Annotated in this window: 7 protein-coding genes; all 7 read left to right on the top strand. The window is 68.5% G+C overall.

The features are described 5' to 3' along the window. Positions 1 to 223 precede the first annotated feature (223 nt). The 7 genes from AOK22_RS22265 to AOK22_RS22235 all read left to right on the top strand — a co-directional run bounded on the left by AOK22_RS22265 (position 224) and on the right by AOK22_RS22235 (position 10,930). The gene (locus AOK22_RS22265; protein ID WP_055700476.1) at positions 224 to 2,458 is read left to right on the top strand and encodes an ABC transporter family substrate-binding protein; all 2,235 of its coding nucleotides are present in this window, start codon (positions 224 to 226) and stop codon (positions 2,456 to 2,458) included. A gap of 245 nt (positions 2,459 to 2,703) precedes the next feature. Further along, entirely contained in the window at positions 2,704 to 4,611 is a 1,908-nt protein-coding gene (typA, locus tag AOK22_RS22260; RefSeq protein ID WP_055700475.1) for a translational GTPase TypA, read from the top strand. A 498-nt stretch (positions 4,612 to 5,109) separates the two neighbouring features. Beyond that, on the top strand, positions 5,110 to 6,735 hold the full coding sequence (locus AOK22_RS22255; protein WP_055700474.1) for a peptide ABC transporter substrate-binding protein: 1,626 nt from the start codon (positions 5,110 to 5,112) through the stop codon (positions 6,733 to 6,735). An 81-nt stretch (positions 6,736 to 6,816) separates the two neighbouring features. Continuing rightward, entirely contained in the window at positions 6,817 to 7,746 is a 930-nt protein-coding gene (locus AOK22_RS22250; protein ID WP_055700473.1) for an ABC transporter permease, read from the top strand. Continuing rightward, a complete protein-coding gene (locus tag AOK22_RS22245; RefSeq protein WP_055700472.1) occupies positions 7,739 to 8,701 on the top strand; it encodes an ABC transporter permease subunit in 963 nt (320 codons plus the stop codon). Before AOK22_RS22250 ends, AOK22_RS22245 begins: the two co-directional genes overlap by 8 nt. Before the next feature lie 20 nt (positions 8,702 to 8,721). Next, positions 8,722 to 9,774 (top strand): ABC transporter ATP-binding protein, encoded by a 1,053-nt coding sequence (locus tag AOK22_RS22240; RefSeq protein ID WP_425264049.1) that lies wholly within the window; start codon positions 8,722 to 8,724, stop codon positions 9,772 to 9,774. Next, positions 9,767 to 10,930 carry an ABC transporter ATP-binding protein gene (locus AOK22_RS22235; protein WP_055700470.1) on the top strand — a complete coding sequence of 388 codons (1,164 nt, stop codon included), beginning with the start codon at positions 9,767 to 9,769 and terminating at the stop codon, positions 10,928 to 10,930. The genes AOK22_RS22240 and AOK22_RS22235 overlap by 8 nt, the downstream gene beginning before the upstream one ends. Positions 10,931 to 11,039 lie beyond the last annotated feature (109 nt).

The raw sequence follows: 11,039 nt of genomic DNA, 5'->3' as shown, positions 1-11,039 counted from the left end.
CGCCCACCCTCTCCGGACGCCTCCGCCCGCCTCCCCGGCCCCATTGGGCCGCACGAGTGGGATCTGCGCGCCCCCACGCCGCGCCTCCGCCGCGCGTCGCGTCCCGTCGCCTTGGGTGGGGCGATAGATGTGATCAGCTCCATATACCGCCAAACGTGATCAAACCCGGCCCGATCCTGGTAGCGGGCGGCCGGGCGAGCCCCGGACCCCGGAGGTACCAGCCATGTCCCACCACGTCAGAGTCAGATCTGTCGTGTTCCTCGCGACGGGGGTGCTGGCTCTGCCCGCCCTCGCCGGATGCAGCTCGAACGACGAGGCCGGCCGGCCCACCGCCGGGCAGGACGTCGCGCCCGCCGCCCGGGACCTGGTCGCCGACGGGGGAACCCTGAACTGGGCGGTCGACGCGCTGCCCGAGACCCTCAACACGTTCCAGTCGGACGCCGACGCCGGCACCGCGCGCGTCGCGGGCGCCGTCCTGCCGTCGCTGTTCCGCCTGGACGCCCAGGGCAGGACGCAGCGCAACCCCGACTTCCTGGAGTCGGCGAAGGTCGTCGAGCGCGAGCCCCAGCAGGTCGTCCTCTACAAGCTCAACCAGCAGGCGGTGTGGAGCGACGGCCGCGAGATCGGCGCCGACGACTTCGCCGCGCAGTGGCGTGCCCTGTCCGGCAAGGACACCGCGTACTGGACCGCGCGGAACGCCGGCTACGACCGGATCGAGAAGATCGAGCGCGGCGCGAACAACCTGGAGGTGCGGGTCACCTTCGCCAAGCCCTACGCGGACTGGCGCTCGCTGTTCTCGCCGCTGTACCCCAAGCAGGTCATGGGCACCCCCGACTCCTTCAACGACGGCGCGCGCCGCAAGCTGAAGGTCACCGCGGGCCCCTTCGCGCTCGCCGGCGTCGACCGCAAGGCGGGCGACGTCACGCTGGAGCGCAGCCCGCGCTGGTGGGGCCGCCCGGCCAAGCTCGACAAGCTCGTGCTGCGCGAGGTGCCCCGCGAGGAGCGGGCCGAGGCCATCGCCAAGGGCACCGTCGACCTGGCGGAGATCGACTCGGCGGAGGCGGGCCGCATCACCCTGGCCGCCCGCGACAAGGGCGCCCAGGGCCCGCTGGCCCACGGCCCCGGCTCCGGGCTCACCCCCGGCAAGGCGCTGCGCTCCTGGGCGATCGCCCACGGCTCCGACGAGGAGGCCGCCGAGGAGGAGGTCGAGGCCCGCGCCAAGACCCGCAAGGCGGTCAAGAAGTACGCGAAGGAGCAGGCGGGCCTGCGCGGCTACGTCGTGCGCAAGTCCCTGGAGCCCGCCTACACCCAGCTCGCCCTCAACGGCTCCGAGGGGCCGCTCGCCGACGACCGCGTGCGCCGCGCGGTGGCCCGCGCGCTGGACCGGGGCGAGCTGGCCAAGACCGTCCTCAAGCCGCTCGGCCTGCCCGCCGAGCCGGTCGGCAGCCACCTCGCCCTCGCCGGGCAGCAGGCGTACGCCGACAACAGCGGGGCCCTGGGCCGGCAGGACACCGCCGAGGCGCGGGCGCTGCTCGCGGACGCCGGCTGGGCGCCGGGCTCCCCGCTGAAGGAGAAGAAGGCCAAGACGGCGGGCGCCGAGGCCGACGACGCCAAGAAGGCCGGGTCGGAGTCCGAGGAGGAGTCGGGCGACGGCACCTACATCGTGGGCGAGGACGACGGCAAGCCCGGCGATAGCGGCACCTCGGTGCTCGCCCCGGCGCCCGCGGCCGCCTACCAGCGGGCCGCGCTGAACCGCCAGGCCGACGTGCTCGGGCTGCCCCGCGAGGCCGACAAGGAGAAGAAGAAGGAGCCGGCCGACCAGGCCAGGGGCGGCGCCCCCGGCGCGTACGCCCCCAAGGGCACCGCCGCCCCGGCCGCCGCGTCCGGCCCGCTCGCCAAGGACGGCAAGCCGCTGACGCTGCGCTTCGTGCTGCCCTCCGGGGACGGCTCGGAGCCGCTGCGCGCGGTCGCCGACCGGATCTCGCGGATGCTGGAGCGGATCGGGGTGCGCACGGAGACGGCGAAGGTCTCCGACGACAGCTACTTCAAGGACCACATCGCCTCCGGTCAGTACGACCTGGCGCTGTACTCCTGGCCCGCCTCGGCCTTCCCGGCCACCGACGCCCGCCCGATCTTCGCCAAGCCGGTCCCGGCCGCGGACGGCTCGCTGAACGTCGAGCAGAACTACACGCGCGTCGGCACCGACCACATCGACCAGCTGTTCGACCAGGCGGTCGGCGAGCTGGACGAGGACGCCTCCCGCTCCCTGGTCAGGAAGGCGGACGCCCGCATCTGGGCCGAAGCCGGATCGATTCCCCTCTACCAGCGGCCCCAGCTGATGGCGGCCCGCCCGAACCTCGCCAACGCCGGGGCCTTCGGGTTCCAGGCGCCGGACTTCGAGGACATCGGCTTCCTGAAGCCCGAGGCCAGGCCGTCCGGCTCGCCGTCGGCGGGCTGACGCTCAGATTCAGCTCAACTCCCTTGCCCGCCGGCCACCCCGGCGGGCAAGCTCGTCTCCACCCATTGACCTGCTGTTTCCCCGGAATTCCCCAAGCTTTCCGCACCCCCGCGCAGCCCCCGCGGAGGCTGCCTCCGCGACGGACACGTAGACTGGGGTGAGGCCGTGGCGTGTCCAGCCCGGCAGGGTCCGCGTACCTCAGGTGTACGCGCGACCGTCCACTCACTCCAGGAGTACGCCGCACTATGGCCACGCGCCACGACATCCGCAACGTCGCCATCGTCGCTCACGTCGACCATGGCAAGACGACCATCGTCGACGCCATGCTCAAGCAGGCCGGCGCCTTCGCCGCGCACCAGCTGGAGTCCGTCGACGACCGCGTCATGGACTCGAACGACCTGGAGCGTGAGAAGGGCATCACGATCCTCGCCAAGAACACGGCGGTGAAGTATCACCCCAAGGACGGCGGGGACCCGATCACGATCAACATCATCGACACCCCCGGTCACGCCGACTTCGGTGGCGAGGTCGAGCGCGGTCTGTCGATGGTGGACGCGGTCGTCCTGCTGGTCGACGCCTCCGAGGGCCCGCTGCCGCAGACGCGCTTCGTGCTCCGCAAGGCGCTGCAGGCCCGGATGCCCGTCATCCTGTGCATCAACAAGACGGACCGCCCGGACTCCCGCATCGACGAGGTCGTCAACGAGACGTACGACCTCTTCCTGGACCTGGACGCGGACGAGGAGCAGATCGAGTTCCCGATCGTCTACGCCTGCGGCCGTGACGGCATCGCCTCGCTGACCAAGCCGGAGGACGGCACGGTCCCGGCGGACTCCACCAACCTGGAGCCGTTCTTCTCCACGATCCTGGAGCACGTCCCGGCCCCGACGTTCGACGAGGAGGCCCCCCTCCAGGCGCACGTCACCAACCTCGACGCGGACAACTTCCTCGGCCGCATCGCGCTGCTCCGCGTCGAGCAGGGCGAGCTGCGCAAGGGCCAGACCGTGGCCTGGATGAAGCGCGACGGCTCCGTCGCGAACGTCCGCATCACCGAGCTGATGATGACCGAGGCGCTCACCCGCAAGCCCGCCGAGGTCGCGGGCCCCGGTGACATCTGCGCCGTCGCCGGCATCCCGGACATCATGATCGGCGAGACCCTCGCCGACCCGGAGAACCCGGTCGCGCTGCCGCTGATCACGGTCGACGAGCCGGCGATCTCCATGACCATCGGTACGAACACCTCGCCGCTGGTCGGCCGCGGTGGCACCGGCAAGGGCGCGGACGCCAAGGCGGCCGTCAAGGACCGCAAGGTCACCGCCCGCCAGGTCAAGGACCGCCTGGACCGCGAGCTGATCGGTAACGTCTCGCTGCGCGTCCTGGACACCGAGCGCCCCGACGCCTGGGAGGTGCAGGGCCGCGGTGAGCTGGCGCTGGCCATCCTCGTCGAGCAGATGCGCCGCGAGGGCTTCGAGATGACCATCGGCAAGCCGCAGGTGGTCACCAAGGAGGTCGACGGCAAGACGCACGAGCCCGTCGAGCGCATGACCATCGACGTGCCCGAGGAGCACATGGGCGCCGTCACGCAGCTCATGGGCGTCCGCAAGGGCCGCATGGACAACATGTCCAACCACGGCTCGGGCTGGGTCCGCATGGAGTTCGTGGTGCCCTCGCGCGGCCTCATCGGCTTCCGTACGGAGTTCCTGACGAACACCCGCGGCACGGGCATCGCCCACTCCATCCACGAGGGCCACGAGCCGTGGTTCGGCACGCTGACGACCCGTAACAACGGTTCGCTGGTCGCCGACCGCTCGGGCGCCGTCACCGCCTTCGCGATGACGAACCTCCAGGAGCGCGGCGTGCTCTTCACGGACCCCGGCACCGAGGTGTACGAGGGCATGATCGTCGGTGAGAACTCGCGCTCCGACGACATGGACGTGAACATCACCAAGGAGAAGAAGCTCACGAACATGCGGTCCTCGTCGGCCGACTCGTTCGAGGCGATCGTGCCGCCGCGCAAGCTCTCCCTGGAGCAGTCCCTGGAGTTCTGCCGCGACGACGAGTGCGTCGAGGTGACCCCGGAGGCCGTGCGCATCCGCAAGGTCGTCCTGGACCAGAAGGAGCGTGGCCGCTCCGCGTCGCGCGCCAAGCACAGCTGAGGTCCCCCAGCACAACTGACGCCCTGATGTAGGCGTTTGGCGGCACACAGCCGCTCACGAGGCCGATTTCCGCCCCTCCCCGACGGAGTGCGCGGAAGTCGGCCTCTCGTGTTTCCCCTGGCGGGTACGGTGTGGCCACTGTCCTCCGAGTCGCTCCCGGCAACCGGTTTTCGAGCGCGGAGTGTCCGATATGCGGACGTCACTGACCGTTAGATGGGTAACACGTCCGTTTCGCAACCATCTATCTCGGATCGGTTTGTCCGGATTTTGGAAGTTGTACGTGGCAGGTGTGATTGAACCGAGACCAAAAGGGTGTGGTCGACCGGTACCTCATGGCTAATAGTTGACCGCGTATAGCTCGGGTCAATGGGTCACGCGCTGTGGGGAGCGCCGACTCACGAGCACACTGGGGTACTCGATCTTCGCCGTCAGGGGTGTCGGCGCGGTTTCACGTACCCCCTCTCGTAGTGAACAAGTGGACTCATGAGGAGGAACCCCATGCGTGGTGCCAAGAGCGCCAAGTGGGTCGCGATAGCCGGTGTTGTGGCGCTGACTGCCACCGCTTGTGGCGGCGGCGACGGCGACAGCAAGGGCAGCGGCAAGGTCGACCCCAAGGGGATCGTCAGTTACGCCAACGGTGAGCCGCAGAACCCTCTGCAGCCGGCCAACACCATGGAGGCGTACGGCAGCGTCGTCATCGACTCGCTCTTCACGGGCCTGGTCCACTACGACGAGCAGGGCAACATCACCTACGAGAACGCCGAGTCGGTCACGCCCGACAAGGCGAACAAGGTGTGGACCGTCAAGCTGAAGCCGGGCTGGAAGTTCCACAACGGCGAGGCCGTCACCGCCAAGTCGTACGTGGACGCCTGGAACTGGGCCGCGAACCCCGAGAACGGCCAGCAGAACAGCGCCTGGTACCGCGACATCGTCGGCTATGACCAGGTGCACCCGGCCAAGGGCAAGGCCAAGAAGGACACCATGTCCGGCCTGAAGGTCGTCGACGAGAACACCTTCACCATCACGCTGAACTCGGGCATCCCGTACTACGCGTACAAGCTCGTCTACACGCCGTTCTATCCGATGCCCTCGGCCGCGCTGAAGGACCCGAAGAAGTACGGCGAGGCCCCGGTCGGCAACGGTCCCTACAAGTTCAAGAGCTGGGACCACAAGAAGTCGATCCAGGTCAGCGCCTGGGCCGACTACAAGGGTGCCAACAAGCCCAAGAACGGCGGCATCAACTTCAAGGCGTACACGACGCCGCAGGCCGCCTACAACGACCTGCGCTCGAACAACGTCGACACGATGCCGCAGATCCCGGACAGCGAGCTCGCCAACTACAAGCAGGACTTCGGCGACCGCGCGATCACGTCCGACTACTCGGCGATCAACACGGTCAACCCGGCCTTCTACAGCAAGACGTTCAAGGACGTCGACGTGAAGGTCATCCAGGGCCTGTCGATGGCGATCGACCGCGAGACCATCGCCAAGACCACCTTCTCGGGCACCCGTGAGCCGGCCACCGGCTGGGTCGCCAAGGGCGTGAAGGGCTACCAGGCGGACGCCTGTGGCGAGTACTGCAAGTTCGACCCGAAGAAGGCCAAGCAGTTCGTCAAGGACGGCGGCGGCGTTCCGGGCAACAAGATCTCGATCCAGTACAACGCCGACCAGCCGCACAAGGGCTGGGTCACGGCCGTCTGCAACGACATCCAGAAGAACACCGGCGTCAAGTGCGTCGGCGACCCGAAGACCGACTTCCAGGCCGACACCGAGGTGCGTGACAAGCGCCAGGTCAAGGCCATGTACCGGTCCGGCTGGGTGCTCGACTACCCGTTCAACGGCAACTTCCTCGCCGACCTCTACGGCACCGGCGTCGACGGCAACAAGGGCGAGTTCTCGGACAAGAAGTTCGACGAGCTGACCAAGAAGGCCGACGCGGCCAAGACGATCGACGACTCGGCCAAGCTGTACCAGGAGGCCGAGAAGGAGCTCGCCAAGACGTTCCCGGGCATCCCGCTCTGGTACAACAAGATCACCTCCGGCTACTCGACGAACGTGAAGAACATGAAGTTCGATCAGGCCGGCGACCCGGTCCTGACGGACGTCCAGGTCTTCGAGAAGTAGTCGACGGAAGTCCGTTCCCGAAGCGACGCCCGGCGATCCCGGGCGTCGCTTCGGACGGCTCCGGATTGGACGGAGGCACCAATGGGGCGCTACGTCGCGCGACGACTGCTCCAGATGATCCCGGTCTTCATCGGGACAACACTGCTGATCTTCATCATGGTCAATGTCCTCCCCGGCGACCCCGTAAGGGCGCTGTGGGGCGACAAGCCGCCGGACCCCGCGCAGGTCGCGCAGATCCGGCACGACCGTGGTCTTGATCTGCCGCTCTGGCAGCAGTACCTGCACTACATGGGCGGGCTGCTGCAGGGAGACTTCGGCAACACCATCGCCGGCAACCGGCCGGTCCTGGACGAGATCACCCAGGCGTTCCCGGTCTCGATCCGACTGGCCTCCATGGCCTGGACGTTCGAGCTCATCGTCGGCATCACCCTCGGTGTCCTCGCGGGCATCCGGCGCGGCCGTTTCGTCGACAACACGGTCACGCTCTTCACCCTCCTGGTGATCTCCGTCCCGATCTTCGTGGTCGGTCTGCTCTGCCAGCTGTTCTTCGGCAACGAGCTCGGGTGGATCACACCCACGGTCCAGGACTCCGAGGACATGGGCCAGCTGCTCGTGCCCGCCCTGGTGCTCGGCATGGTCGGCCTCGCCTATGTGGCGCGCCTGACCCGGACCTCCATCGCGGAGAACCGGCAGGCCGACTACATGCGCACCGCGGTCGCCAAGGGCCTGCCGCGCCAGCGCATCATCACCCGGCACCTGCTGCGCAACTCGCTGATCCCGGTGGTCACCTACCTGGGCACGGACATCGGCGCCCTGATGGGTGGCGCGGTCATCACCGAGGGCATCTTCAACGTGACGGGCGTCGGCAACCTGCTCTTCCAGGCGCTGGCCCGTCGTGAGGGCGCGGTCATCGTCGGCATCGTGACCGTCCTGGTGCTCGTGTACCTCCTCGCCAGCCTGCTCGTCGACCTGCTCTACGCGGTCCTGGACCCGAGGATCCGTTATGCCTGACCTCACCAAGACCTCAAGCACGGACGAAGCCGTCGCCGCCCAGGACGAAGTCGTGGCCGGAAGCCCGGTCTCGGCGCCGAAGTCGGGCGGCAAGCCGCGCAGCCTCTGGGGCGACGCGTGGCGCGAACTGCGGCGCAACCCGCTCTTCGTGATCTCCGCGGCGCTGATCCTGGTCCTGCTCGTCGTGGCGGCCTTCCCGGGCCTGTTCACCGACGTCGACCCGAACACGGGCGACCAGGCCAAGCACTTCCTGGGCAAGCCCGAACTGACGCACTTCTTCCAGGCGGACTGGTTCGGGTACGACAGGACGGGCCGCAGCATCTACGCGCGTGTCATGTACGGCGCCCGCAACTCCATCATGGTCGGTGTCGGCGTGACCGTCCTGGTCACCGTCTTCGGCGGCCTGTGCGGCATGCTCGCCGGCTACTTCGGCGGGTTCTGGGACAGCCTGATCTCGCGTCTCATCGACGTGTTCTTCGGCATTCCGTTCCTGCTCGGCGCGATGGTCGTCCTGAACGCCTTCACCAACCGCACCGTGTGGGTGGTCATGGGCGCGCTGGCCTTCCTCGGCTGGACGCAGATCGCCCGCGTGATGCGCGGCGCGGTCATCACGACCAAGCACGCCGACTACGTGGTGGCGGCACGCGCGCTCGGCGCCGGGACCAAGCGGATCCTGTTCCGCCACATCCTGCCGAACGCGCTCGCTCCGGTGATCGTCGTGGCGACCATCTCGCTCGGCACGTACATCGTGGCCGAGTCGACGCTGTCCTACCTGGGTCTCGGCCTCGCCGACGACGCCATCTCGTGGGGCGGCGACATCTCGGACGCCACGCAGGACATCCGGAACAACCCGCACACGCTGTTCTTCCCGGCAGGAATGCTGAGCATCACGGTGTTGGCGTTCATCATGATGGGTGACGCCGTACGCGAAGCCCTCGACCCGAAGCTGCGCTGAGGGAGGCGTACGTGACCAGCATCGACATCAAGGAAGACTCGATCCCCGCCCCCCGCTCGGGCGAGGAGAAGAGCGGCCGCCTCCTGGACGTGAAGGACCTCCACGTCGAGTTCCACACCCGCGACGGCGTGGTCAAGGCCGTCAACGGCGTCAACTACAGCGTGGACGCGGGCGAGACGCTCGCCGTCCTCGGTGAGTCGGGCTCCGGCAAGTCCGTGACCGCCCAGGCGATCATGGGCATCCTCGACATGCCGCCCGGGAAGATCCCGCAGGGCGAGATCCTCTTCCGCGGCCAGGACATGCTCAAGATGTCCAACGAGGAGCGCAGGAAGATCCGCGGCCGCAAGATCGCGATGATCTTCCAGGACGCGCTGAGCTCCCTCAACCCGGTGCTCTCGGTGGGCTACCAGCTCGGCGAGATGTTCCGGGTGCACGAGGGGCTCAACCGCAAGCAGGCCAAGGCCAAGGCCATCGAACTGATGGAGAAGGTCAAGATCCCGGCCGCCAAGGAGCGGGTGAACGACTACCCGCACCAGTTCTCCGGCGGTATGCGCCAGCGCATCATGATCGCGATGGCACTCGCCCTGGAGCCGGACCTGATCATCGCGGACGAGCCCACCACGGCGCTCGACGTGACGGTCCAGGCCCAGGTCATGGATCTGCTCGCCGAGCTCCAGCGCGAGTACAACATGGGTCTGATCCTGATCACCCACGACCTCGGCGTCGTCGCCGACGTCGCGGACAAGATCGCGGTCATGTACGCGGGCCGGATCGTCGAGACGGCTCCGGTGCACGAGCTCTACAAGCGCCCCGCGCACCCGTACACCCGGGGCCTGCTGGACTCCATCCCGCGCCTCGACCAGAAGGGCCAGGAGCTCTACGCGATCAAGGGCCTGCCGCCCAACCTGCTCAAGATCCCCGGCGGTTGCGCGTTCAACCCGCGCTGCCCCAAGGCGCAGGACATCTGCCGCACGGAGATCCCGGCCCTGGTGCCGGTGACCGAGCAGGACGGCGCGGAGCTGCCGGGCCGCGGCAGCGCGTGCCACTTCTGGAAGGAGACGATCCATGGCTGAGCCGACGAAGGCTTCGAAGCTCTCGAAGGCGGACGAGCCCGCCGACGCCACGCCGAACGTCTCCGAGGTGGAGACGGTCGACGCGGCCACCGCCGAGGAGGCCGTCGCGGCCATCGAGGCGCCGGTCGAGCGCGGCGAACCGATCCTCCAGGTCCGCAACCTGGTCAAGCACTTCCCTCTCACCCAGGGAATCCTGATCAAGAAGCAGATCGGTGCGGTCAAGGCGGTCGACGGTGTCTCCTTCGACCTGTACCAGGGCGAGACGCTCGGCATCGTGGGCGAGTCCGGCTGTGGCAAGTCCACGGTCGCCAAGCTCCTCATGACGCTGGAGCGGGCCACCGCCGGCGAGGTCTTCTACAAGGGCCAGGACATCACCAAGCTGTCCGGCCGCGCGCTGAAGGCGGTCCGCCGCAACATCCAGATGGTGTTCCAGGACCCCTACACGTCCCTGAACCCCCGTATGACGGTGGGCGACATCATCGGGGAGCCCTTCGAGATCCACCCCGAGGTGGCCCCGAAGGGTTCGCGGCGCCAGAAGGTCCAGGAGCTCCTGGACGTGGTCGGCCTCAACCCCGAGTACATCAACCGCTATCCGCACCAGTTCTCGGGCGGACAGCGCCAGCGCATCGGCATCGCCCGCGGCCTGGCGCTCAACCCCGAGATCATCATCTGCGACGAGCCGGTCTCGGCCCTGGACGTCTCCGTCCAGGCCCAGGTCATCAACCTGATGGAGAAGCTCCAGGACGAGTTCAACCTGTCCTACATCTTCATCGCGCACGACCTGTCGATCGTCCGGCACATCTCGGACCGCGTGGGCGTGATGTACCTCGGGAAGATGGCGGAGATCGGCTCGGACGAGCAGATCTACGACCACCCGACGCACCCGTACACGCAGGCGCTGCTCTCCGCGGTGCCGGTCCCGGACCCGGAGGCCCGTGAGGGCCGGGAGCGCATCATCCTCACCGGAGATGTCCCCTCCCCGGCCAACCCGCCCTCCGGCTGCCGCTTCCGCACCCGCTGCTGGAAGGCGCAGGACAAGTGCGCGACGGAGACCCCCGTCCTCGCGGTGCCCGAGCGCTTCGCGGGCAAGAACACGCCCGCCGCGCACGAGTCCGCGTGCCACTTCGCCGAGGAGAAGGCGGTGCTGGTCGGCTGACGGCCGCACGTGACGCGTGACCGAGGGGCGTCCGGGACCACAGGGTCCCGGGCGCCCCTCGGTGTTCCGAGGCGCCGCTCCCGGACACGCGCCGCTCCCGGACACGCGC

Source organism: Streptomyces silaceus, assembly GCF_001419745.1.
Classification (GTDB): Bacteria; Actinomycetota; Actinomycetes; order Streptomycetales; family Streptomycetaceae; genus Streptomyces; species Streptomyces silaceus.
This window is presented reverse-complemented; position numbering and strand designations above follow the sequence as displayed.

Excerpts from the sequence above, each read along its gene's own strand:
- AOK22_RS22265 (WP_055700476.1), top strand. The coding sequence starts at position 224 with ATGTCCCACCACGTCAGAGTCAGATCTGTCGTGTTCCTCGCGACGGGG.
- typA (WP_055700475.1), top strand. The coding sequence starts at position 2,704 with ATGGCCACGCGCCACGACATCCGCAACGTCGCCATCGTCGCTCACGTC.
- AOK22_RS22255 (WP_055700474.1), top strand. The coding sequence starts at position 5,110 with ATGCGTGGTGCCAAGAGCGCCAAGTGGGTCGCGATAGCCGGTGTTGTG.
- AOK22_RS22250 (WP_055700473.1), top strand. The coding sequence starts at position 6,817 with ATGGGGCGCTACGTCGCGCGACGACTGCTCCAGATGATCCCGGTCTTC.
- AOK22_RS22245 (WP_055700472.1), top strand. The coding sequence starts at position 7,739 with ATGCCTGACCTCACCAAGACCTCAAGCACGGACGAAGCCGTCGCCGCC.
- AOK22_RS22235 (WP_055700470.1), top strand. The coding sequence starts at position 9,767 with ATGGCTGAGCCGACGAAGGCTTCGAAGCTCTCGAAGGCGGACGAGCCC.